Origin of the sequence: Streptomyces sp. NBC_01571, from assembly GCF_026339875.1 — a bacterium.
In the GTDB taxonomy this organism is placed as follows: domain Bacteria; phylum Actinomycetota; class Actinomycetes; order Streptomycetales; family Streptomycetaceae; genus Streptomyces.
The window spans coordinates 840,287-864,210 of record NZ_JAPEPZ010000001.1; the positions used below are offsets into that span (position 1 = coordinate 840,287).

Consider the following 23,924-nt stretch of genomic DNA (forward strand, 5'->3'; position numbering starts at 1 on the left):
GCGTACGGTGCTGGTCCTCGGTGCGCTCTCCGTCCTCAGTGCGCTTCCGATGTGATGAAGGACTGGATCGCGGTGGCCGCGGCCCCGCGCGCCCACTCCTCGAAGGGCAGCGGGCGGGTCTGTACGTCGCACATCGCGGCCGACCCGAAGGCGGCCGCACCGAACGCGTCGCGGATCTGTTCGGCGAACAGGTCGTACGCGGCGAGTCCTTCGCCGGAGATGATCACACGCTCGGGACCGAGGAGATTGGCCACGGTCGCGATGCCGCGACCGATCGCCTCGCCCGCGCGGGCGTACACCTTGCGCGCTCCGGGGTCGCCGTCGTGGGCCAGGTCCAGCGCCGCGGCGGCGTCGGCCACCCGCACACCCGTCGCCTCCCGGACCTGGGCGACGATCGCCGAGTCGGAGGCGATCGCCTCGACGCAGCCGCGGTTGCCGCAGTGGCAGAGCGGACCGGCCGGGTCGATGGCGACATGCCCGATCTCACCGGCCACGCCGTGGGCTCCCGCGACCACCTGACCGTGCACGACCAGGCCGCAGCCGATGCCCGCGCCGACGGTCACCACGGCGAAGTCGGACAGACCCACGCCGGCGCCGAACCACTGCTCGGCCACGGTCAGGGCCCGTACGTCGTTGTCCACGGTGACCGGAAGTCCGGTGGTCATCCCGGCCAGTTCGGCGAGCGGCACGTCGCGCCATTCCAGGAACGGCGAGTAGCGCACCACTCCGGCCGAGCGGTCCACGTCGCCGGAGACGGCGATGCCGATGCCCTGGACCCGCACCCCGAAGCCGTCCGCCTCCGTCAGCAGCTCCTGGACGAGCGCCGCGGTCGAGGCCAGCACCGTCCCGGGCGCCCGGGACGTGAGCGAGACGTGCCGGGCGACCCTGATGCGGCAGCACAGGTCGGTCAGGACGGCGATGAGTTCGTCGCCCGTGACCTTGATCCCGATGAACAGGGCCCTTCCTCCGTCGACCCGCACCGGGTTGGCGGGCCGTCCGAGAGCGGGCTGCCGCGCGTCCTCGGCGACGTCCTCGAGCAGATAGCCCGCCTCGATGAGGGGACGGACCGCCTTGGTGACCGCCGCGGCCGACAGCCGGGTCCGCCCCGCTATCTCCGACCGCGTGAGCGGGCCGTGGGACAGCACGGTGGTGAAGATCTGGGAAGCGGCCGGCGTATGGGCCGGGAACGCCTCGGGGGGAGAGGTCGAGCGCATGGCCGGAACCTAGGGTCATTATTTTCTGCTGTCAATGAAAGAAACAGGATTCGCCTGAGGATGCTTGAGGAGGTGCCTGTGACCTGCGAATGCAAAACCTGGATGGGGCATTGACACGTGATCCATGGTCGGGGTTGGCTTTCGCTCGTCTCGTACGTGGCACCGTCTGAACGTGAGGACCCATGTCGCCGATCTCCTTCGCCCCGGACACCGGGGTCTGGCTGCTCTCCACCCCGCGCACCTCGTACGCGCTGCGGGTCGACGAGACCGGGACGCCGTGCCACGTCGCGTGGGGCCCGCGGCTGACCCTCGAAGAGGCCGAGCGGATCGCCGCCGTTCCCCCGGCCGTCGCGGCCAGCAGCTTCGAGGGCAGACCCGGGGTCGGGGAGGAACTCCCCGTCGACGGCGGGACGCGTTACGGACCGCCGTCCCTGCAGGTCCGGTTCGAGGACGGGTCCCGTGCCTTCGAGTGGCAGCCGCCGGGCCACGACGTACGCGAGGGCGAGGGCGAGGGCGAGCTGACCCTGTCGTTCCGTGACCGCCGCTACCCCCTGCGGGTGGAGCTCCACTACCGGGTGCGCGACGACACGGACGTCATCGAGCGCTGGACCGTCGTGCGCAACCTGGGTGACGAGCCGGTCACCCTGCTGCGGGCCGACTCGGCCGCGTGGGCCCTGCCGCTGCTGCGGGACTACCGGATCGCCCATGTCACGGGCCAGTGGTCCGCCGAGAGCCGGCTCCACCGGGACCGACTGGCCCACGGTGAAACGGTGTTGACCAGCCGCCGCGGGATCACCAGCCATCACGCGAACCCTTGGGTGATGCTCGACTCGGGCGAGGCGACGGAGGACCACGGCCGGGTGTGGAGCGCCGCCCTCGCGTGGAGCGGGAGTTGGCGGATCACCGTGCAGCGCACCCCTGACGGACGGGCCGGATTCACCGGTGGCCTCGGCCAGGACGGTACGACCGTGCCGCTCGCGCCGGGCGAGGAGTTCACCGCTCCCCCGTTCGCGGGCCTGTGCACCGACGGCGGCTTCGGCGCCGCCAGCCGTGCGTGGCACGCGTACGTCCTGACGCATGTGCTGCCGCACGCGCGGGAGGACGCGCCGGTGCTCTACAACTCCTGGGAGGCGACCGGCTTCGACGTCGACGAGGTCGGACAGAAGGCACTGGCCGAACGGGCCGCGGCGCTCGGGGTGGAGCTGTACGTCGTCGACGACGGGTGGTTCGGGGCGCGCCGCAGCGACCACGCGGGACTGGGCGACTGGACGCCGGCGACCGACCGGTTCCCGGACGGGCTCGCGCCCCTGGTCCGCGCGGTGCACGGTCTCGGGATGCGGTTCGGCCTCTGGGTGGAGCCCGAGATGGTGAACCCGGACAGTGACCTGTACCGCCGGCACCCCGACTGGGTTCTGCACTTCCCCGGCCGGCCCCGCTCCGAGCTGCGCAACCAACTGGTCCTCAACTTCGCCCGCCGCGAGGTCGCCGACTGGGCCTACACGTGGCTGACCCGGCTGGTCGGCGACCACGGCATCGACTTCCTCAAGTGGGACATGAACCGCGCGTTCAGCGAGGCGGGCTGGCCCGGGCAGCAGGACGGCACGGACCGCCTCGGACCGCAGTACGTGCGCAATCTCTACGGTGTTCTCGACCGGCTGCGCGCGGATCATCCGGCGCTGCGGATCGAGTCGTGCAGCGGCGGGGGCGGGCGGGTCGACCTGGGCATTCTCGCCCGTACGGACCAGGCGTGGGCCTCGGACAACACCGACGCCGCCGACCGGATGTGGATCCAGCACGGATACGGCCAGGTCTACCCCGCGCGCACCATGGGCGCGTGGGTGACGGACGTGCCCAACCAGCTCACCGGCCGTACGGTCCCGCTGCGTTTCCGCTTCCATGTCGCGATGGCCGGGGCGCTGGGCGTCGGCGGTGACCTCACCCGCTGGTCCGAGGACGAACTGCGGGAAGGTGCGGCCCTGGTGGCCGAGTACAAGAAGGTGCGCCACCTGGTGCAGCACGGCGCGCTGGACCGGCTCGCGCCGCCCGCGGAGGACTCCGTCGCCGTGCTGCAGTACACCGCCGCGGACGCCTCGGAGACGCTGCTGCTGGCGTATCGCCGGGTGGCGCGGCACGGCAGCCCGAATCCGCCGGTCCGGCTGCGCGGCCTGGCCCCCTCGGCCCGCTACCGCGACGCGCGCACCGGCGCCGTGCACCACTCGACCGTGCTCGGGGAGTACGGACTCGTTCTCGATCTGCCGGTGGGCGACTGGTCGAGCACGACGGTGCACCTGGTCCGGGAGGCCTGAGCCGGCAGTGCCGAGCCGGTGATCCCGCCCCGTTCGCAAACGGATCCGGGCTGGATCACCGGCGGGGCCGGAGAGCGCGGGAGCGGCGGCCCGTGTGCCCGGTCAGTACCGCTGGGCCTTCGTCAGGCGCGGGGTGAGCTGGGGCGTGGTGGGCTGTCTGCTGATGGCGACGGGCTGGGCGCGCTTGCCCGGTCCGAGGTTCTCCGCGCCCACGAACCGGGTCTCGACGACCTTGCCCTTCGCGTCCTCGAAGTCGACCTGAACGGCGTACGACGCCTTCTTGTCCGTCTTGTTGGTGATGCTCACGAGCACCGCGAGCAGCCCGCCGGTCTGCTCCCTGGGCAGGCCGGTCATCGCGACCTCGGACCTCGCGTTCCCGCCGCCCTTCACCTTCTTCAGCTCGGCCTCCGCCGCCGCGCTCGCGCGGGCCGTGTCGGCCGAGACGGACGCCGCGAACTCCGACGCCGCGGCGGACAGGGACGAGGCCGCGGCCGAGGCCGAGGACTGGGCGGACGCCACGGCCGAGGAGGCGGCCGACGCCATGGCGGACGGCGCGCTGCCGGAGAACGAGGACGTGACCGGCGCCGTGGGGCGGGCGCTCGCGGAGGCGGCACCGCTGCCGTCGCCGCTGTCCGAGCCGCACGAGACGAGCGCGGCGCCGCAGGTCAAAGTGGCCAGGAGGGCCGCGGCCGGATGGATTCGGCCGTTCCGTCGTGGGTCCCCGTAGGTGCGTCTGCTCATGAAGCTCGTCCTCTTCCTGCTGGTCCGGAACCCGGTCCACGGGCCTTTTCCATGCTCGGTGGCCGCCTCCGCGTCCGCGATCGGTGCTGACCCGTTGGGGTGCTCCGCCCACCGGAGGTCCGGGGCCCGTCCGTCTGCGACTGGACCAGACCAGTTCTGCGTGAATCGTTGACATGTACTCCACCCGACGCAATTCTGAGAGCGCTCTCAGAGAATCCGGACGACTTCCGTCCGCACCGATCCACCTCGTTGGAACCCCCACGTCAAGGAGGAAGAGAGTGCCCAGAAAGCGCACATGGCGGGCCTTGGCGGTGGCCGCGGCCACCCTCACCGCGGCGCTGTTGACATTCGGAGCGCCGTCCGGGGCCGAAGCGGCCGTCCCGGAGACGATCCCGCTGAAGGTCACCAACAACTCGGGGCGCGGCGACGCCGTCTACCTCTACGATCTCGGCACCCTGCTGTCGACGGGACAGCAGGGCTGGGCCGACGCGAACGGCACCTTCCACGCGTGGCCCGCGGGGGGCAATCCGCCGACGCCCGCCCCGGACGCGTCGATCCCCGGACCGGCGAACGGCCAGTCGAAGACGATCCGCATCCCCAAGTTCTCCGGCCGGATCTACTTCTCCTACGGCCAGAAGCTCGACTTCCGGCTGACCACCGGCGGTCTGGTTCAGCCGGCCGTGCAGAACCCGAGCGACCCCAACCGCAACATCCTCTTCAACTGGTCCGAGTACACGCTCAACGACTCGGGGCTGTGGATCAACAGCACCCAGGTCGACATGTTCTCGTCCCCCTACGCCGTGGGGGTCCAGCTCGCCGACGGGAGCACGAAGACCACCGGTCACCTCAAGGCCGGCGGCTACACCGGGTTCTTCAACGCCCTTCGGGGGCAGCCGGGCGGCTGGGCGAACCTGATCCAGACCCGTTCCGACGGCACCGTCCTGCGGGCTCTCGCCCCGGGCCACGGCATCGAGTCGGGCGCGCTCCCCGCGACCGTCATGGACGACTACGTCAACCGCGTGTGGCAGAAGTACAGTTCGTCGACGCTCACGGTGACTCCGTTCGGCGACCAGCCGAACACGAAGTACTTCGGGCGCGTCTCCGGCGACGTCATGAACTTCACCAACAGCGCCGGAGCGGTCGTCACCAGCTTCCAGAAGCCGGACTCCGACAGCATCTTCGGCTGTTACAAGCGCCTCGACGCCCCCAACGACCAGGTGCGCGGCCCCATCTCACGCACCCTCTGCGCGGGCTTCAACCGCTCCACGCTGCTGACCAATCCCAACCAGCCCGACACCGGTTCGTCCGGCTTCTACCAGGACACGGTGACCAACCAGTACGCCCGCAAGATCCATGCGCAGATGGCCGACGGCAAGGCTTACGCGTTCGCCTTCGACGACGTCGGCAACTACGAGTCGCTCGTCCACGACGGCAACCCCCAACAGGGGTACCTGACGCTGGATCCGTTCAACTGACCGCGCTCCGGGCGGCCGGTGGCCCACGAGCCGCCGGCCGCCCGGGAGTTCAGTCCTGCTCCACGCACAGGACGGGCACGTCCTGGACGAGGTTGTTGGCGAACCCGCCGCGGTTCCAAGTCTGCCGCAGTGGCTGTGTGTTGCCCTCGGCGTCGGTGGCCCGCGCGCTCAGCGTGTGCCGGCCCGGCGTGGCCGCCCAGGCGAACCACCAGTGCCGCCAGGCCCAGCGGTGGCCGCCGGCCGGTTCCAGGTCCGCCTCCCGCCACTCCCGGCCCCCGTCCGTACTCACCTCCACGCCGGTCACCGGCGCCCACCCCGACCAGGCCCGCCCCTCCAGCGGCACGGCTCCCTCCCGGACCACCCGGGCCCGGGACATGAAGTCGGGAAAGCCGGGCGGAACCAGCAGGGCCCGCGGGGCGATCCGGGAGACCGGCTCCCCCACCTCCCCGGCGTCCTGGCGCAGCCGGTGAGCCGCCATCTGCTGGAAGCCCTCGAACGGTATGTCGATCACCGTGATCCCGCGCAGCCACTTCACCTGCGCCATCCCGTACCAGCCGGGTACGACCAGCCGCAGCGGAAACCCGTGCTGCGGCGGCAGCGGGGCGCCGTTCATGCGGTACGCCACCAGCACCTCGGGGTCGTCCCCCAGGGCCGCGGCCACGGGCAGCGCCCGCTGGTAGTCCTGCTCCACCCCGCACTCGACCCCGTGGTCGGCGCCGGTGAACACCACGTCCACGGCACCGGCTCCCACCCCGGCCTCGGTCAGCAGCACCCGCAGCGGCACGCCCGTCCACTCGGCCGTGCCCACCGCCTCGACCAGCCACGGCTGGCTCACCGGCCGGGGGGTCAGCAGCGCCCGTCCGTTGCCCTCGCACTCCATGGTCACTCGTTGGGTGACGGCGGGATACGAGGTCAGCTCGGCCGGCCCGAGCACCCGCGGCCTCCGTACCCGCCCGCCGACCGAGAGCTGCCAGGGGGAGCCCTCGGCGTACGGGATGTCGTAGTGCGTCAGTACGTAGTGCAGGCCGGGCGGGGTGACGTCATAGCGCAGGGCCTCCAGGGGCAGCCCGTGGTTCCGGGCGGCGAGAGCCAGCTCCTGCCGGCTGATGTCCTCACCGGGGCCGGCCACCCTCGCGGGTCCGCTCACCTCGTCAAGGTGATGTCCCATGCCCGTATTCTCCGCCCGGACGCCGGGTGGGGCCAGGTCATGCCCGGCCCGTCACCTCCGGCGGACGCGAAGGACCGGACTCGGCCCGCGACGGCACCGGGCGGGTGCTCCGCTCCACCAGATCGTGCCAGCCCGACTCCAGTCGCTCCACCGTCATCCCGCGCTGCCGGGTCAGATGGAGGATCAGCGCGGGTTCGAGATAGCCCATGAGCGTCTGCGCGAGCAGTTCGCTGTCCGCGGCCGGGACGGCCTCGCGCAGCAGCATGGCGACGTGCGTGAAGCGCACGCGGTACGGAGCGGAGTTGAAGCGGCGGGAGGCGTCCGGTTCGGCGGCGATGTACAGATCAAGCCGGTCGCGGGTCTGGCGGAGCGCCCCGCAGCCGAAGGCGTGGAGTCGGTCCACCGGTGAGGCTCCGGGGCCCAGCGGCGGGGGGCCTGCGAAGAAGGCGGCCTGGAACTGCTGCTCGGTGTGGTCGAGCAGGGCCATCAGAAGGCCGGTGCGGTCGCCGAAGCGCCGGAAGACGGTCCCCTTGCCCACGGACGCGGCAGTGGCGACGGCCTCCATCGTGACATTGGTGACCCCGCGCTCCTCCACCAGGCGGGCCGCCGCTTCCAGCAGTCGGGCGCGGTTGCGCGCCGCGTCGGCGCGCAGTTGCGGGCCCCCGGGCCCGGAAGTCAGCTCCAGCAGCACGGGCTCGATGGCGGGTTCCGGTCCCTTCGGGAAGGGCGGCAGCGGGGTGGACATGAACACAGCGTAACGGCAACCGGGGACAACTGGACCCCGGTCCGCTTGAGTGATACAACCTTGAACAGACCAATAAGCGGACCTCGGTCCGGTTCATTACGGCATTGTTTCGTCCCCGGGAGTCACCCATGTCCGTACGTATCCTCGCGCTCGTCGGCAGCCTGCGCGCCGGCTCGCACAACCGTCAGCTCGCGGAGGCGGCGGTCAAGCTCGCCCCCGAGGGCACGGAGATCGAGCTGTTCGAGGGCCTCGCCGAGGTCCCCTTCTACAACGAGGACCTCGACGTCGAAGGCGGTGTCCCGGCCGCCGCCGTGACGCTGCGCGAGGCCGCGGCCCGCGCCGACGCCTTCCTGCTCTTCTCCCCGGAGTACAACGGCACGATCACGGCCGTGCTGAAGAACGCCATCGACTGGCTGTCCCGCCCCTACGGCGCCAGCGCCTTCACCGGCAAGCCGGTCGCCGTGATCGGCACCGCTTACGGCCAGTTCGGCGGCGTGTGGGCGCAGGACGAGGCCCGCAAGGCCCTGGGCATCGCCGGAGCCACCGTCCTGGAGGACGTCAAGCTCTCGGTTCCCGGCTCCGTGATCCGCTTCGCCGAGACCCACCCGGTCGACGACGCCGAGGTCGCCGGCCAGCTCGCCGGGGTCATCGAACACGTCACCGCCGCGGTAGCCACCGCCGACGCCGCCTGACGACCCGCCCGAGGGGCCGGTCCGGCAGCGCCGGGCCGGCCCTTCGCGCGTCCCCGGCCGGCGGGCCTGTCCACGATCTTGGCGGAACGGAACCCTCCGGGCCAAGATGCCCGCATGAAGGGTGATCTTTTCTCCAGTGACCACATGGTGCAGCCCGCCGTCGCGCCGGGCATGACCGTCCAGAACGCCAAGTCGATCAAGTACGCCGTCAACGGTGACATGCTCGCGCGCCAGGGGGCGATGATCGCCTACCGGGGCAACCTGCAGTTCGAGCGCAAGGGCCAGGGCGTGGGGGGCATGCTCAAGCGCGCGGTCACCGGCGAGGGACTCCCGCTGATGACCGTGCGCGGGCAGGGCGAGGCCTGGTTCGCGCACGAGGCGCAGAACTGCTTCATCGTCGACATCGAGCCGGGCGACGTCTTCACCGTCAACGGCCGCAACGTCCTGTGCTTCGACTCCACGCTGTCGTACGAGATAAAGACCGTGAAGGGTGCGGGCATCACCGGCGGCGGCCTCTTCAACAGCGTGTTCACCGGGCACGGCCGACTGGGACTGATCTGCGACGGGAACCCGCTGGTCATTCCCGTCTCCCCGCAGCAGCCGGTGTTCGTCGACACGGACGCGGTCGTCGGCTGGACCGCCCATCTGCACACCTCGCTGCACCGGTCGCAGTCCATCGGCTCGATGATCCGGGGCGGCTCCGGCGAGGCCGTCCAGCTGAAGCTGGAGGGCGAGGGCGTGGTCGTCGTGCGCCCCAGCGAGGTGACACCGCAGAAGGCGCAGCAGCACTGAGACCTGGACGGTGCAGGGGCCCCGCCGGGCGGCCGGGCCCCTTCCCTTGCTCCGTCAGTGCCTGGCGGCGGGGGTGTTGGCGGTCGTCACGTCGACGGCGGCCCACGCCCTGTCCACCGCCCGGTACTCCGCACCGGTCGCGCCGTACATGTCGGCGGCGGCCTTGAGCGTGGCGGTCCGCGCGTCGTGGAAGTCGGTCGTGGACACCATGTAACGGGTCAGCGCGCGATAGAAGATCGCGGTGGCCTTGGCCCGGCCGATTCCGGTCACCGACGAACCGTCGTACGTCGGCGACTCGTACTTCACGGTGCCGATCGTCTTGCGGCCGCTGCCCTCGGCGAGCAGGTAGTAGGCGTGCGAGGAGACACCGGAGCCCGCGTGGACCTCGGCGTCGTAGGCGGCCGGCGACCAGTAGTCGATGGTGCCCTCCAGCTTGTCCAGGGAAGGGTGGTCGAGACGGCGCAGGAACTTCTGGGCGAGACCCAACTTCTCGCCCATGAGGTAGTTCGGCGGGTTCTTCGGGTTGTTCGCGGTGAACTCGACGTTCGAGCCGAAGATGTCGGCGAGCGACTCGTTGAGGGCGCCCGGTTCGCCGTACTGGTTGCCGTCGCGGTCCACCCGGGTGGGTTCGAGGGCGGCGGTGGCGTCGACGACGCCGTGGGTCAGTTCGTGTCCGGTGACGTCGAGGACGACCAGCGGCTTCTTGAACATGGCGCCGTCACCGTCGCCGTACAGCATGCAGCCGCACGTCGAGTCCCAGAAGGCGTTGCCGACCTTCCTGCCGAAGTGGACCATCGCGCGGGCGCCGGTGCCGTTGTTCTTGATGCCCTTGCGGCCGAAGGTCTTCTTGTAGAAGTCCAGCGTCTTGGTCACGCCGTACTGCGCGTCGACCGCGACGGTGGCCCGGTCGGCGGTCGTGCCGGTGCCCCACTTGTCGGTGGTGCTGGTGAACTTCTTGCCCCGCGCGAAGGATTCCAGCTCATGGCCGCCTGCGTCCCGGGTCTCGGTGTTCCACCGAGTGGGGTCCTTGAGGAGGTAACTGGTGCGCGCGGTACGGGTGGTGGTCAGCGTCACCTTTCCGGCGAAGAGGGACGCGCCGCTGCCGGTGGCGGTGACCGGGTAGTGGACCGCCCCTGCCGCGGTCGCCGCGAAGAGGCTGGTCGGCTGCGCGGCCACGCCCGTCGCGGGGTTCACCGTCTCGCCCCGCTCGCGCAGCTTCTCCCGCAGGGACGGCGAGATGAACTCGTCGCTGTCGGGGTTGTTGCTGCGGATCCGGCCGGTCCGCGCGTCCACGACGACCGTGCGGGAACCGCCGGCCGACGCGGTGCCGGCGTCCGACACCCGCACCTGATAGGCGAGGGCGGCGGCGCCGTCCCGGGCGTCCACGACCAGTTGAGCGGTGCCCGCGTCGCCCCCGGCGGCCGCGGCGGCCTTCCGCTCGGCCTGCCCCGCCGTGAGCTTCGCCTCCGTGGTGGACGGCTTGACGCTGTGGTCGGCGGCCCGGGTCACGCCGAGATAGGCGGACTGCCCGCCGAGATGGATCACGAGGTCGCCGCCGAGCACCGGGAGACCCTGATGACTGCGGACGAAACGGACGTGCCGCTTGCCGTCCGGGTCCGTCATGACGTCCGTGGCCCGCAGGGTGTCACCGGGGCCGACCCCGGTGGCCGACGCGTGGGCGAAGGCGGCGGCCCGGGCCACGTCGACCGGCGAGGATGCCGAAGTCGCCGGGTGGGCGGGTGAGTCCGCGGCCGCCGCGAAGGCGGGGCCCGCCGGGAGCGTGACGGCCGTCGTCACCACGACGGCGATCGCCGTGCGGCGTATGTGGGGTCTACGCACTGAGTTCCTTCGAACAGGGGCGGCAGGCATCGCCAACCGCCCTGGCACACGGCGGAGTTGAACGCCGTGGGGACTGTCGGGCCCCGTGGCGAAACCCTCACCGATTCACCATGTCCATGTAAAGGAAGAAGATCCCTTTCACGAACTTCGAGGTGATCTCTTTACGAATGTTCACTTCTCGGTGACCGGAGCGTGACCAACCGTGCGTCTCCCGAACAGATGGGCCAAAGCGGGGAACGGTTGCCTCGCGAGAGGCGCCGACCGGCACATGTGACCGACATCGCAGCGCCTCCGGCTCCGCCCGCGGCGGGCGGAGCCGGAGGCGACCAGGTGTCAGATCGCGCGGTGGGCGAGCGAGGAGAGCACTGTGCGCAGATCCCCGGCGGGGCGCGGAGCCAGCGACGCGCCCGCCAGGAGGGTGTCCGCCGCGGCGAGGTGCCGGCGCGCCTCGCGCAGCGCCGTCGAACGACCGCCGGCCTGTTCTACGAGGCTCGCCGCCCGGCGCAGGGCGGCGTCGTCCAGGACGTCCTGGGCGGCGAGGAGTTCGGCGAGCGCGCGCTGCCCCGGAGCGGCGAGGGCGGTGAGGACCGGGAGGGTCTTCTTGCCCTGCCGCAGATCGCCGTGGACCGGCTTGCCGGTGACGGACGGGTCGCCCCAGATGCCCAGCAGGTCGTCGGCGATCTGGAAGGCCACCCCGAGATGGCGCCCGGCGCGGTCGAGCGCGGCGGCCGTCTCCCCCGGCGCCCCGGCGAGTTGGGCTCCGACGGCCAGCGCGCACCCGAGCAGGGCCCCGGTCTTGTGCTCGGCCATCACCTCGTACTCCCGCACCCCTACCGCGTCGGGCCCCGTCCACGGACGCCGGGCGAACAGCAGGTCGTCCGCCTGTCCCCGGACCAGGTCGCGCAGTGCGGTGGTCAACTGCCGTACGGCCGCCCCCGAACGCGGGGTCGAGGGCGCCGCCGTCAGGGTGTCCACGGCCAGCGCGAACAGCGCGTCTCCCGCGAGGACGGCTGGTCCGGTGCCGTACGCCTTCCACACCGCGGGGCGCCCGCGGCGCAGCGCGTCGCCGTCCATGATGTCGTCGTGCAACAGCGAGAAGGTGTGCACCAGTTCCACGGCGACCGCTCCCGGCACGCCCGTCTCGGCGGAGCCCCCGACCGCCTCCGCCCCGAGGACGGCGAGCGCCTGTCGTACGCCCTTGCCCTGGCGGTGGGCCGCCGGCGCGCCACCGACCTCGCAGCGCCCCAGCGCGTAACCGGCCATCTCGCCCACCCAGGGATGCAGTCCACCGATCGCGTCCGCGAGGGCCGGGGCGACCAGTTCCCGGCAGCGGTCGAGGATCTCCGGCGCGGCGGGCGGCGACTGCAGGGTCGTGGAGTGCGTCATTCGGCGGCCGCCTCGTCCGCGCCGGCCTCGTCCGCGGCCGCCGCCGGTCCGGTCGTACAGCCGAGTTCCGTCCGCGCCCGCTCGACCATCTCCCGGGCGTGCCGCAGACCGATGCGCTCCAACGCCCCGGCGAGTTCGGTGAGTTCCGCCTCCGTCTCGGCGCGGTCGCGGCCGAGGCGGGCCAGCGACTTGACCAGTCCGAGCCGGGAAAGGGCCTGTCCACGCGGCTCACTCATCGCCTCGAACTCCGCCAGCGCCTGTGCGTAGACGTCCCGGGCCTCGTCGTGACGCCCCGCCCGGTAGAGCACGTTGCCGCGCATCTTGTGGTTGTAGGCGAGGGCGCCGGACAGGTTCATCGCGCGGCAGGAGACCTCCGCCTCGCTCAGCAGCTCCAGCGCCCGGTCCGGGTCGCGGTCGCGTACGGAGACGATGTCCGCGAGGCCGCGCAGGGCCCAGGCATGGCCGCGCCTGTCCTCGGCGCCGGCGGCGATCCCCGCCGCCTCCTCGAACAGCGCGTACGCGGTGTCGTAGGCGCCGGTGTTGCGGTGTATCTGCGCGATGCCCTCCAGCGCCCACACGGTGTGACGGGCCTCGCCGCGCACCCGGGCCTCGGCGAGGAGCTGTTCGTGCAGGGTGGTCACGGCGGCGTAGTCGCCCTGGATGCGCCCCGTCTCGGCCAGCCCCGCCAGGGAGTAGCCGCGCACGACCACATCCCCTGCCCGGCCGCCGAGTTCGGCGGCCAGCCGCAGCAGCCGCCACGCCAGCGGGAAGGCGCCGCGCTGCCGGGCCAGTGTGCCGCCGCTCCACAGCGCCCACGCCATGGCGCCGGTGTCCCCGGCCTCGCGGGCGGTGCGATAGCTCGCCTTCCACGCCCGGTCGGCGTCCGCGACCTGCCCGAGCCTGCGGTGCGCCTCGGCGACCGCGAGACCCGAGCGGGCCGCTTCGGCGGGGGATCCCGCGCGCTCCGCCGCACGCAACTGCTCGGTGCCCGCGGCCAGTACATCGGTCAGCGATGAGTTCACGGACAGGGTGGTCAGAGCGCCCTGGTACTCGGGGGCGAAGGCCTTGCCGTACATGAATGCCTTTCGGTCTGCCACCGGTGGGCCCGGCCTCTGCCCGGCCGCCTGGTGGGACGGAGTGTGGGGGGCGGCGGCGCGCGGTGCCTTGGCTGCAGCCGTTACGTATACACACGGTGTATACGCCGAGCGTATAGTGGACCGGTTCTCCACTCGTGAAATCCCCGGCCCACCGCGGTCGGCGCGCCGCCTACCCGTCGTCGATCAAGACGGCGCCCGCGCGGGCAAGGTTGCCTGCGGCCGGAAAGAAGAACGAACCGGGTGCGGCCGAGCCTCGTTGCGGACGGCGCAGGGGGCAGGAAGCACACCGTCCGCACGGCCCCTGCGCAGGCCGGGACGGAGGTCCGACCGGTGCCATGAAACCGCACAATGGAACGCACATTCGATTCCGGAGTACGCTGGACGCATGTCCACGCATCTCCAGGGCTCGCTCTTCGACCAGACCGACGAGCTCCACCTCGCTCCGCTGAACGGAACGCACCGGACCGCACTGGGCGCCGGGGCCTGGATCGACCTGCTGCCCGGGTGGCTCGGCGGGGCCGACGCGCTCTTCGAGCGGCTCGTCGCCGAAGTGCCGTGGCGCGCGGAGCGCAGGCAGATGTACGAGCACGTGGTGGACGTGCCGCGGCTGCTCTCGTACTACGGGGCGGGCGACGCGCTGCCCCACCCGATCCTCGACGAGGCCCGGGCCGCGCTGTCGGCTCACTACGCCGACGAGCTCGGCGAGTCGTTCACCACCGCGGGCCTGTGCTACTACCGGGACGGCCGGGACAGCGTGGCCTGGCACGGGGACCGGATCGGCCGGGGCGCGCGGGAGGACACCATGGTCGCGATCCTCTCCGTGGGCGCCCCACGCGACCTGCTGCTGCGCCCGCGCCACGGCGGGGACACCGTGCGCCGCCCCCTCGGCCACGGCGACCTCATCGTGATGGGCGGCTCCTGCCAGCGGACCTGGGAGCACGCCGTACCCAAGACGGCACGCGCGGCCGGACCACGGATCAGCGTCCAGTTCCGCCCGCGGGGGGTGAACTGAGACCGCGCCCGCTTCCGGCTCCCGCACGGGAACCGGAAGCGGCCCTGCGGCGGCAGCGGCCCTACGGCGTCAGCAGCGCCTGCACCGTCGGGCCGTACCGTTCCACGATGTCCTCGACCGCGGTCGCCCGCAGCCGGGAGCCGCGCGCGATGCCGTACATCACGCCGAGTCCCAGCAGGGTGCCGACGGCGAGTTCGGCGCGCAGGCCGGCGTCGGGGCCGGCGAGGCGCACGGCCAGGTGATCGCTGACCTGCGTACGGAAGTTGGCGCGCAGTATGTCGCCCTGCTCGCCCTGGAGCGGGGCGAAGACGATCCGCAGGATGGGGTCGGCGCCGCGTTCTGTCTGGCCGATCAGCAGATGGCGGACCATGTGCCGGCCGAGGTCTTCGAGCGGCGCGTCCAGCAGGGCGGCGGCGTCCGTCTCGAACGACATCACCCGCGCGAACAGCGCGTCCTTGTTCCCGAAGTACTTGAGGATCAACGGCGCGCTCACACCGGCCCGGTCGGCGACCGCCTTGAGGGTGATGTCCGTGTGCGCGTGACGTGCCATGAGGTGACGGGCCGCGCGCAGGATCGCCGCCTTCGTGGCCTCGGCGTCACGGCGCTGGACGGCACCCGGGGCCCCCGAAGGTCCGGGAGTCGGGACGGACACGGCGCTCACGCTCCTTCCAGTGCCCCGTCCCTGGACGCCTCCGTACTGCCCGGGGTCCGACGGGTGCCGTGGGACGGAGGGTCCGCGGGGATGGCGAGGGAGGCGGCACAGGCCACCAGGGCGACCGTACCGGCCATGGCGAAGGCCAGCAGATAGCCGTGCAGGGTCGGGATGGGAGCGCCGCCGATCAGGCTCGTGTGGTGGACGAGGATCGCGGCCACAGCGGCACTGCTCACGGCCTGGCCGATGGTGCGCATGAGCACGTTGACGCCGTTGGCGGAGGCGGTCTGCCCGGCGGGGACGGCCCGCAGGATCAGGGTGGGCAGTGCGGAGTAGGCGAAGGTCGTGCCCGTCGCGCAGACCGCGGACCCCAGGACGACCACCCACAGATCGCGGCTGTCGAGGATGCGGATGCCGTAGCCGAAGGCGATGATCACGGTCCCTATCGCCAGCGTCACCCGGGCGCCACGGGCGGCCGAGACGCGGGCCGACACCGGGGAGAGCAGCAGCATGGTCACCCCGCCGGGCAGCAGGCACACGCCCGTCGCGACGATGGACAGGCCCAGCCCGTAACCGGTCGCCTTGGGCGCCTGCACCAGCTGCGCCGTCACCAGGGAGTTGGCGTAGAAGGCGAATCCGGTGAGGAGCGCGGCTATGTGGGTCAGGGCGACCTTGGGGCTGGTGGCCAGCTTCAGGTCGACCAGCGGCCGTTCGGCGCGCAGCTGCTGCGTCCACCAGAGGGCGAGGACACAGACGCCGCCGGCGAACAGGCCCAGGATCGTGGGGCTGGTCCAGCCCCACTGTCCGCCCTGCGACACGCCCATCAGCAGGCAGGTGAGTCCCACGGCCAGGCCCAGCGCGCCGACACTGTCGAAGCGGCCCGGTTCGCGGACGGGCGACTCGCGCACCGCCCACCAGGCCAGCACGGTGCCGAGGGCGCCGAGGGCGGTCGTCCCCCAGAACATGACGTGCCAGTTGGCGTACTGGACCACCATCGCGGCGAGCGGCAGCCCGAGGGCGGCGCCGATCCCCACGGTGGAGCTCATCAGCGCGACCGCGGAACCCGTGCGCTCGGGCGGCAGTTCGTCCCTCAGGAGGCTGATCGACAACGGCACGACGGCGGCCGCCGCACCCTGCAGGGCGCGCGCCACGATGAGCACCCGGATGTCGGACGTGAGCGCGCACATCAGCGAGCCGACCGTCATCATCCCGAGGGCGATCAGCAGGACGCGCTTCTTGCCGTACATGTCGCCGGCGCGCCCCAGTACGGGGTTCAGGACGGCTCCGGTCAGCAGCGTCGCCGTCACCATCCAGGACACCGCGCCCGCCGACGCGCCCGTCAGCCGGGGCAGGTCGGGGAGCAGTGGCACCACCACCACCTGCATGACGGCCATGAGGCTCCCGCCGAGGGCGAGGACCGGCACGGTCAGCCGGTCACGCAGTGCCGCCATGAACACTCCAGGAGTAGAGGCGCGGAAAAGCAGGTGAATAGTAATTCACCATAATGGGTGAATCATTATTCACTCAACGCGCGTTCGTCTCCCGGCGGGCGGCTACCGGCGCGAGCGGGCCTGCACCGTGCGCGCCACGCGCGGTCCCAGCCAGCGTTTGAACCGGCGCAGCGCCTCCAGCCGCCCGGCCGCGCGGTCGATCCGGTAGTACAGCTGGGGCGGGACGTACGGGAGCAGCGGAGAGTGCCGCTGGCCGAGCAGGGCGAACATCTGCGCCGCCGGGAGGCGGACGTACCGTGGCAGGTTCTCGTACCACTGGGCACTGTGCCGGGCGGCGCTCTGGACCGACAGGAGCGCGGACCTGCGCTCCTGTTCGTAGCGGGTCAGGGCCGCGGACAGTTCCCGATGCTCGCCCAGGGCTCCGGCCAGGGCGATGGCGTCCTCCAGCGCGAGCGTGGTGCCGGCACCGATCGAGTAGTGCGTGGTGTGGGCGGCGTCGCCGAGCAGGACGAGGTTGCCGCGATGCCAGGTGCGGTTGGTCAGGGTGCGGAAGTTCAGCCACTGGGCGCTGCCGTCGGCGTGCTCCCGCCCGATCAGGCCGTGCCCGTCGAGGAGGTCGGCGAAGATCTTCTCCAGCAGGGCGAGACCGTCGGCCTCGCCGGTCCGGTCGAGACCGAGGCCGGTCCAGGTCTCCGGTGAGCACTCGACGACGCAGGTGCTGAGGTCCTCGCCGAACCGGTAGGCGTAGCACCAGATCCAGCCGTGCTCCGTCTCCACGAAGCCGAAGGTGAAGGAGTCGAAGACCTTGGTGGTGCCGAGCCAGATGTAGGTGTTGCGGCCGAGGGCGACGTCGCTGCCGAAGTGGCCGGCATGGGCTTCGCGCAGCGCGCTGTTGACTCCGTCGCAGGCGACGACGAGATCGGCCTCGGGCATCCGGTCGGCGGTGATCTCGTGCTCGTACTCGATGCGCACCCCCAGGGATCGCGCCCGCTCCGCGAGCAGGTCGAGCAGCAGTCGGCGACCGATCCCGAACCCCTCGTCGCCGTGGTGCACCGTCGTCTCGCCGCCGATGTGGGCGACCCCGTCGCTCCAGCGGACCGAGTTCGCCCGGACGGCGCGCGCGGACTCGGGGTCGCCCTCGTGGAGCTTGTCGAGCAGGGCCGCCCAGTACGTCACCCCCCAGCCGTAGGTCGACCCGGCCGGGTTGCGTTCGTGGACGGTGATGTCGTGGGACGGGTCCTGGCGTTTCATCAGGATCGAGAAGTAGAGGCCGGCCGGTCCACCGCCGACGCACGCGATCTTCACGCGCACTCCCATATGTCACACAGAGCGGTCAATTGGACACGAAGAGTAGCAGGGGCATCCAGGGGGCCCGCCTCACGGTTCACGCCAGCTTGAGGGGGTGAGCCGCGCCACTCGACACTCGGCGGCCCGGGAAGATCGCCGACGGCGCACGGGCCGACAGGAGGAATTCCCGCTTCCGGTCGACCGCGAGGGCCTCGACAGCAAGATCATCTTCGTTCAACCTTGGACGACATCACATCAATTGTCCGGATCGCAGCCAACCGACATTCGGCGATTTCTCCCCCTCTCCTACGAACCGATAGGCATGTCGGGTCATCAACAGAGCTGATCCCAGGAGGAATCCGCATGCCGGAACTCACTCGTCGCCGTGCGCTCGGGGCCGCGGCCGCCCTCGCCGCCGTGGCCGGTGGCCAGGCACTCACCGCCACCTCGGCCACGGCCTCGGCCTCGGCGTCCGCCGCCGGACACCACGACGGGCCCGAACCCTTCGACGAGGTCTACCGGGGCCGCCGGATCGAAGGCCGCGCCGGGGGCGGCGGCCACCATCACGGCGCCGGGTACGGCGTGTTCATCGACGGGATGGAACTGCACGTGATGCAGAACGCGGACGGCAGCTGGATCAGCGTCGTCAGCCACTACGACCCGGTGGCCACCCCGCGTGCCGCGGCCCGCGCCGCGGTCGTGGAGCTGCAAGGGGCGCCTCTCGTCCCCCTCGCCTGAACCCACCCGGCAACCGCACCCGCACCCGCACCCGCACCCGCGAACAGCGACGCCAGCAGCACGTCAGCACCGCACAGCAGACCGTGGAGTCCCGCACATGACCGTACGCAAGAACCAGGCGAACCTCTCCGCCGACGAGAAGCGGCGCTTCGTCGACGCGCTCCTCCAGCTCAAGCGCAGTGGCCGGTACGACGCCTTCGTCACCACGCACAACGCCTTCATCATGGGCGACACGGACAGCGGTGAACGGACAGGTCACCGTTCGCCGTCGTTCCTCCCCTGGCACCGCAGATTCCTGCTGGAGTTCGAACGGGCCCTGCAGTCCGTGGACGCCTCGGTCGCCCTGCCGTACTGGGACTGGAGCACCGACCGTTCGCCCCGCTCCTCCCTGTGGGCCCCGGACTTCCTCGGCGGCACCGGCCGCAGCCTGGACGGCCGGGTCATGGACGGTCCCTTCGCGGCCTCCGCCGGCAACTGGACGATCGGTGTCCGCGTCGACAGCCGCACGTACCTGAGGCGTTCGCTCGGCAGCGGCGTCCGGGAGCTGCCGACCCGTGCGGAGGTGGAGTCCGTGCTCGGGATGGCCACGTACGACATGGCGCCGTGGAACAGTGCCTCGGACGGCTTCCGCAACCACCTCGAAGGCTGGCGCGGCGTCAACCTCCACAACCGGGTGCACGTATGGGTCGGCGGGCAGATGGCCACCGGCGTCTCCCCCAACGACCCGGTGTTCTGGCTCCACCACGCCTACATAGACAAGCTCTGGGCCGACTGGCAGCACCGCCACCCCGACTCCGGTTACCTGCCGCTCTCCGGTACGCCCGATGTGGTCGACCTCGGCGAGACGATGAAGCCCTGGAACGACGTACGGCCCTCGGACCTGCTGGATCACACCGCGTTCTACACGTTCGACGTCGCCTGACCCGAGGCACCGGCGCTCCCGGCCGAGGCACTCCCCTGCCGACGCCGGGCACGGTGCGGTGGCCCCTGGCACGACGGGGCCACCGCATCGCCCGTCCCGCGCGTCGCCCGTCGTGCGCGACGCTCGTCCCAACGGCGGTCAGCGCGTCACCGTGGGCCCTGGAGCCCTGGAGCCCTGGAGGCCTGGCCGGCGTACCGGACGTCGCTCTAGACGTCGCTCGTCTCGGGCGTACGGCACTCGGGGTGCCCCCAGCCCTGACCGTTCTTGGCGATGGACTCACCCGCCGCGTACGAGCGGCCGCAGACGCAGCGTCCGGGGAACTTGGCCTTGATCGTACGGGCCGACGCGCCCTGCCGTGCGGCCGCCGAGCCCTGCCGGGGCGTCTTGGCCGGGGCGCGGCGTCGGACGGCGCCCGAGGCGGGGGTGTCGGGAGACGCCGGAGGCTCCGGAGAGCCGAGGTCGCTGCCCGCGGGCTGCTGGACGACGGCGGCCTGGCTCGCGGCCCGGTCGGCGAAGTCGTTCAGCCGGTCACCGTCGACCTGGTGGGCGGGGACGTAGCGGAACTCCACGGTGCGGCCGTCGAGGAGTTCGTCGATGCGCGCGACGAGCTCCTGGTTGGCGACCGGCTTGCCGGAGGCCGTCTTCCATCCCTTGCGCTTCCAGCCCGGCAACCACGTCGTGACGGCCTTCATCGCGTACTGCGAGTCCATCCGGATCTCGAGCGGGACCTCCGGCGCCATCGCCGTCAACAGGCGCTCCAGTGCGGTGAGTTCGGCGACGTTGTTCGTCGCCTTGCCCAGCGGACCGGCCTCCCAGCGGGTCGGCGTCTCCTCGTGGTCGGCGACGACCCACGCCCATCCGGCCGGTCCCGGGTTTCCCTTCGAAGCCCCGTCACAGGCGGCCACAACGCGTTCAAGCATGGCACCGATCATGCCACGCCCCGGCGACCGCTCACCGCACGGGGCGCGGCTCCCTCGGCCGGATCCGCGGGCTGTTACCGAGCAGCCGCAGGCCCAGCAGGGTGGCCGTGTGCAGGACGTACTTGCCGTCGCGGTGGCTGGCCACGAGACCCCCGTCACGCAGTACGCCGATCTGGTAGCTGGCGCTGGGCAGCGCGATCCCCACGGCCCCGGCGACCTCGGAGGTGGTGCGGGCGCTCTGCCCCGCGACCTCGGTCAGCACGGCGGCGCGGGTGCGGCCCAGCAGGCGTTCGACCCCGTCGTCCGTACCGTCCGCGAGGGCGAGGGGTGCCTTCGCCACCGGGTAGACGAGGACGGGGTCGAGACCGGGGTCCGCCAGGGCGGTGGGCCGGCGCCAGCAGAAGTAGGAGGGGACGAGAAGCAGTCCGCGGCCCTCCAGATACAGGTCCCGCTCGATCGGGTAGTTCACCTCGAGCACCGGAGCGTTCCAGCGCGCCATCGGACGCAGACCCTCGAGCAGCGCCTGGGTGCCGCCGTCGAGCAGGGCGCGGGAGCGCACCCCGACATCGTTGCCCACCGCCGAGCGGATGTGCGGCCAGTGCGGTTCGAGCAGGCCGCGGAAGTAGATGCCCAGGGCGTTCGCGAGCGACTTGAGCGCGTCGCCGCCCGGGCGGCCCAGTGAGGCGGCCCAGGTCGGGAGGGGGCGGGACTCGGCCAGCCGGGACATCTCACGGACCAGTTGCACGCGCGGGGTGCGCAGCAGCTGGTCGAGGCCCGCGGACAGTCCGCCACCGGTGACCGGAGGGGTGAGGAAGTCCGGAATGTAGCCGGTCGAGGGAATCAGGGCCCGTAAGGGGCGCAGCGCGCGGCCGAGGGTCGAGTCACCGGCGAACCGTTGGGAGACGGAGCGGCGCCAGTGTCCGAATTCCAGTGGTCCCTGGCCGGCCTCCAGTCGGCACACGCTGCACATCAGTTCCCACAGGGGATCGGGTTGACGGGCCACTCGGATGTTCTGGAGGTCGTACGACGTGAAGTGGATACGGAGCATGCGGTCTCTTTCGCTCGCCATGCCTGTGGGGGGTTCGGCCGCCCGGACGTGCACAGCCACAAGGTGGGACGAATACCGCATGCGCATGGTTGCCCCCGGCCGAAGGGGGCGGGCCCGCCCCGGAGAGAACGCGTCATTCTCTCCGGGGCGGGCCGAGGGCTCGCGACGCCGACCGTCCAGCGTGCGGCGCGTGAGCGTGCGCCCCGGCCACGCGGGGTCGAGGCCGATCACGAGGCCGCTCGAACGGTGCCGTGCCAGAGGTGACACCGGGTATGAACCCGGGTGCTGACCTGCGGTGCCACCCCGGAACGCGGTGGGCCGGCCGCGCCCCGGGACGACGCCGTCCCCGGGGAGCGGCCGGCCCGGCCCGCGGTTGTCGATCAGCAGTACAGGTTGGCGCCCGCCGAGGTGCCCAGGATCTGTACGAACCGCTGGTAGGCGTCCACACGGCTCTGTACCTGCGCGGGGTTCCTGCCGTCGCACTCCAGGGAGCCGTTGATGCTGCGGATGGTCTGGCCGAATCCGGCACTGTTGACCATCGCGTTGTGCGGCGTCATCGTGCCGGGGCCCGACTGCGTGTTCCAGTACCAGAGCCCCGTCTTCCAGGCGACGGAGGCGTCGGTCTGGACGAGATTGGGATTGTTGAGCAGATCGATGCCCAACGCATCGCCCGCCGCCTTGTAGTTGAAGTTCCAGCTGAGCTGGATCGGGCCGCGGCCGTAGTAGGCGGACTGACCTGCCGGGCAGCCGTAGGGCTGGCTCCAGTCGCAGTAGTGGGGGTAGTTGGCGGTGTTCTGCTCCACCACGTAGACCAGCCCGCCGGTCTCGTGGTTGACGTTGGCGAGGAAGGCCGCGGCCTCCTGCTTCTTGACGGTGTCGCTCCCGGTGTTGGCGAAGCCCGGGTAGGAACTCAGGGCGGCCTTGAGCCCGTTGTAGGTGTAGAAGGAGTTCCGGTTCGGGAACATCTGGTTGAACTGCGCCTCGCTCACGACGAAGCCCGAGGGGTTCGTGGAGCCGCCGTCACAGGCGTAGGGCTCCCAGTACCAGGTGCTGATGACGGGGTCGTAGCCCGGGTTGTCGTGCTCGGCGATGTAGGCCTTGCCGTCGGTGTAGCGGACGATGTTGCCGGTGACGTACGACGTGCCGGCCACCCAGTTCGGATAGCTCGAACAGGACGCGGCGGACGCGCCGGCTGCCGGCAGCAGTACCGGTGCGGCGGTTCCGACCACGAGGGCGGCCAGGAGGGCGGAGAGGCGGCGCTTCGACAAGGGATCAGTTCCTTTGCGGTGCCAGGCCGCACCGGAGGCAAGGTCGGAGCCTTGTGCGCACGCGCCGAGGGGGTCGGTCACGGCATCCGGGGCGGCCACGGTGGGGGGTGTGGGCCCACACTCAACCGCCTTGGTCTGTACCAGTCAAGGGTGTAGACCAGTCGGATCTGACAACGTTGGCGCGGAAGTGCCGTGAGCTGCGGGGAAGTTGGCGGCCGCGTCCGCCGGCCGGGACGCGGGGCCCATCGACACCGGCGCCTCGCAGGGCCGGAACCCTGCTGCCGCGCGCGGCCGGAACATCTGCGCCGGCCTTTTCAGCCGGCTGCGAAGCCGCGGCCCCGGCCGTCCCCACGGCCGGGCCGCGCACGGTTCAGACCAGGACGCCACCGCCGTCCACGACCACGACGGATCCCGTGCTGTAGCCGCCGCGGATCAGGTACAGGTACGCCTCCGCGACGTCCTCCGGAGTGCCCACCCGGCCCACCGGAAGTGACTCGGCGGAGGACTGGAACAGTGCGTCCCGTTCCTCTTCGGCCAGGTCACGCCAGAGCTCGGTGCGGACCACGCCGGGCGAGACCGCGTTCACCCGGACCGGCGCCAGCTCCAGGGCGAGAGCCCGCGTCAGCGCCTCCATCGCGCCGCACAGACTCGCCGCCACGCTCGTGCCCGGCAGGGGGCGCCGCCCCGCGGTCCCCGTGGTCAGCACCACCGAACCGCCCGGCCGCACGGAGGCGGCGCCGTACTTCACCGCCGCGTACGCGCCCCACAGTCGCGTGTCCAGAAAGCGCCGGGCCCGCCCGAGATCCGCCTCCGCGAGGCTCCCCATCAGCAGGGACTCGCCGGCCGTGTAGACGAGGTGGTCGAATGCCCCGACCCCCTCGAAGAAGGCACGCAGCGCGTCCTCGTCGGTGGCGTCGAGGGTGTGCCCCTCGGCACCCTCCGGCAGCCGCTCCAGTGCCGCGTCCACGCTCTCCCGCCGCCGCGAGGCGACGACCACCGCGGCGCCTTCCCGCGCGCTCGCCGCGGCGACCGCGAATCCGATGCCGGCCGTACCGCCGATGACGACGACGCGCTGTCCTCGCAGGTCCATGACGTGTCCCTTCACGTTGATCCGATGTGATCCAGCCTGCGCCCACCTCCCCACGGCCGTCCAAGACCTCTTTCGGCGTCG

21 protein-coding genes are annotated in these 23,924 nt (G+C 71.7%); 7 read left to right on the forward strand and 14 right to left on the reverse strand.

From position 1 onward, the window contains the following. Positions 1–35: 35 nt before the first annotated feature. Positions 36–1,214 (reverse strand): ROK family transcriptional regulator, encoded by a 1,179-nt coding sequence (locus tag OHB41_RS03825; protein ID WP_266696526.1) that lies wholly within the window; start codon positions 1,212–1,214, stop codon positions 36–38. Positions 1,215–1,396: 182 nt separating this feature from the next. Between OHB41_RS03825 and OHB41_RS03830 the strand changes: the two genes are divergently transcribed. Beyond that, on the forward strand, positions 1,397–3,520 hold the full coding sequence (locus OHB41_RS03830) for an alpha-galactosidase (protein WP_266696527.1): 2,124 nt from the start codon (positions 1,397–1,399) through the stop codon (positions 3,518–3,520). 102 nt (positions 3,521–3,622) lie between these two features. Here the strand turns inward: OHB41_RS03830 and OHB41_RS03835 are convergent, their stop codons facing one another. Further along, positions 3,623–4,261: a hypothetical protein gene (locus OHB41_RS03835; protein ID WP_266696528.1), complete on the reverse strand. Its 639-nt coding sequence runs from the start codon at positions 4,259–4,261 to the stop codon at positions 3,623–3,625. 278 nt (positions 4,262–4,539) lie between these two features. On the opposite strand from OHB41_RS03835, the gene OHB41_RS03840 reads away from it, so the two are divergent. After that, positions 4,540–5,736, forward strand: coding sequence for a glycoside hydrolase family 64 protein (locus OHB41_RS03840; protein ID WP_356800300.1), 1,197 nt, complete (start codon positions 4,540–4,542; stop codon positions 5,734–5,736). Between the two features lie 49 nt (positions 5,737–5,785). On the opposite strand, the gene OHB41_RS03845 is transcribed toward OHB41_RS03840, so the two are convergent. Then, entirely contained in the window at positions 5,786–6,904 is a 1,119-nt protein-coding gene (locus OHB41_RS03845; protein ID WP_266696529.1) for a sulfite oxidase, read from the reverse strand. 37 nt (positions 6,905–6,941) lie between these two features. Beyond that, positions 6,942–7,649, reverse strand: coding sequence for a TetR/AcrR family transcriptional regulator (locus OHB41_RS03850; RefSeq protein WP_266696530.1), 708 nt, complete (start codon positions 7,647–7,649; stop codon positions 6,942–6,944). A gap of 128 nt (positions 7,650–7,777) precedes the next feature. Between OHB41_RS03850 and OHB41_RS03855 the strand changes: the two genes are divergently transcribed. Both OHB41_RS03855 and OHB41_RS03860 read left to right on the forward strand, forming a co-directional pair. Continuing rightward, positions 7,778–8,341 carry an NADPH-dependent FMN reductase gene (locus tag OHB41_RS03855; RefSeq protein ID WP_266696531.1) on the forward strand — a complete coding sequence of 188 codons (564 nt, stop codon included), beginning with the start codon at positions 7,778–7,780 and terminating at the stop codon, positions 8,339–8,341. A 114-nt stretch (positions 8,342–8,455) separates the two neighbouring features. Continuing rightward, positions 8,456–9,133: an AIM24 family protein gene (locus OHB41_RS03860; protein ID WP_266696532.1), complete on the forward strand. Its 678-nt coding sequence runs from the start codon at positions 8,456–8,458 to the stop codon at positions 9,131–9,133. Between the two features lie 54 nt (positions 9,134–9,187). Here OHB41_RS03860 and OHB41_RS03865 read toward each other — a convergent pair whose 3' ends face one another. From OHB41_RS03865 to OHB41_RS03875, 3 genes are all read right to left on the reverse strand, one after another. Next, entirely contained in the window at positions 9,188–10,972 is a 1,785-nt protein-coding gene (locus tag OHB41_RS03865; RefSeq protein WP_266696533.1) for a M4 family metallopeptidase, read from the reverse strand. A 333-nt stretch (positions 10,973–11,305) separates the two neighbouring features. Continuing rightward, on the reverse strand, positions 11,306–12,358 hold the full coding sequence (locus OHB41_RS03870) for a polyprenyl synthetase family protein (protein ID WP_266696534.1): 1,053 nt from the start codon (positions 12,356–12,358) through the stop codon (positions 11,306–11,308). Next, positions 12,355–13,434: a tetratricopeptide repeat protein gene (locus tag OHB41_RS03875; protein WP_266705632.1), complete on the reverse strand. Its 1,080-nt coding sequence runs from the start codon at positions 13,432–13,434 to the stop codon at positions 12,355–12,357. The genes OHB41_RS03870 and OHB41_RS03875 overlap by 4 nt, the downstream gene beginning before the upstream one ends. A 406-nt stretch (positions 13,435–13,840) precedes the next feature. Between OHB41_RS03875 and OHB41_RS03880 the strand changes: the two genes are divergently transcribed. After that, complete coding sequence (locus tag OHB41_RS03880; RefSeq protein WP_266696535.1) at positions 13,841–14,467, forward strand: alpha-ketoglutarate-dependent dioxygenase AlkB; 627 nt, start codon at positions 13,841–13,843, stop codon at positions 14,465–14,467. 61 nt (positions 14,468–14,528) lie between these two features. On the opposite strand, the gene OHB41_RS03885 is transcribed toward OHB41_RS03880, so the two are convergent. The 3 genes from OHB41_RS03885 to OHB41_RS03895 form a co-directional block, all read right to left on the reverse strand. Then, a complete protein-coding gene (locus tag OHB41_RS03885; RefSeq protein ID WP_266696536.1) occupies positions 14,529–15,128 on the reverse strand; it encodes a TetR/AcrR family transcriptional regulator in 600 nt (199 codons plus the stop codon). After that, positions 15,125–16,570 (reverse strand): MFS transporter, encoded by a 1,446-nt coding sequence (locus tag OHB41_RS03890; protein ID WP_266696537.1) that lies wholly within the window; start codon positions 16,568–16,570, stop codon positions 15,125–15,127. The genes OHB41_RS03885 and OHB41_RS03890 overlap by 4 nt, the downstream gene beginning before the upstream one ends. 102 nt (positions 16,571–16,672) lie before the next feature. Continuing rightward, a complete protein-coding gene (locus OHB41_RS03895) occupies positions 16,673–17,875 on the reverse strand; it encodes an FAD-dependent monooxygenase (RefSeq protein ID WP_266696538.1) in 1,203 nt (400 codons plus the stop codon). Between the two features lie 345 nt (positions 17,876–18,220). On the opposite strand from OHB41_RS03895, the gene melC1 reads away from it, so the two are divergent. Then, a complete protein-coding gene (gene melC1, locus OHB41_RS03900) occupies positions 18,221–18,595 on the forward strand; it encodes an apotyrosinase chaperone MelC1 (protein ID WP_266696539.1) in 375 nt (124 codons plus the stop codon). Positions 18,596–18,692: 97 nt separating this feature from the next. Continuing rightward, positions 18,693–19,517, forward strand: a complete 825-nt coding sequence (gene melC2 / locus OHB41_RS03905; RefSeq protein WP_266696540.1) for a tyrosinase MelC2 — start codon at positions 18,693–18,695, stop codon at positions 19,515–19,517. 206 nt (positions 19,518–19,723) lie between these two features. Here melC2 and OHB41_RS03910 read toward each other — a convergent pair whose 3' ends face one another. From OHB41_RS03910 to OHB41_RS03925, 4 genes are all read right to left on the reverse strand, one after another. Then, positions 19,724–20,449: a ribonuclease H family protein gene (locus OHB41_RS03910; protein WP_266696541.1), complete on the reverse strand. Its 726-nt coding sequence runs from the start codon at positions 20,447–20,449 to the stop codon at positions 19,724–19,726. 19 nt (positions 20,450–20,468) lie between these two features. Continuing rightward, a complete protein-coding gene (locus tag OHB41_RS03915) occupies positions 20,469–21,485 on the reverse strand; it encodes an ArsR/SmtB family transcription factor (protein WP_266696542.1) in 1,017 nt (338 codons plus the stop codon). Between the two features lie 380 nt (positions 21,486–21,865). After that, the gene (locus OHB41_RS03920) at positions 21,866–22,753 is read right to left on the reverse strand and encodes a glycoside hydrolase family 19 protein (protein WP_266696543.1); all 888 of its coding nucleotides are present in this window, start codon (positions 22,751–22,753) and stop codon (positions 21,866–21,868) included. Positions 22,754–23,123: 370 nt separating this feature from the next. After that, positions 23,124–23,843 (reverse strand): SDR family oxidoreductase, encoded by a 720-nt coding sequence (locus tag OHB41_RS03925; RefSeq protein ID WP_266696544.1) that lies wholly within the window; start codon positions 23,841–23,843, stop codon positions 23,124–23,126. Positions 23,844–23,924 lie beyond the last annotated feature (81 nt).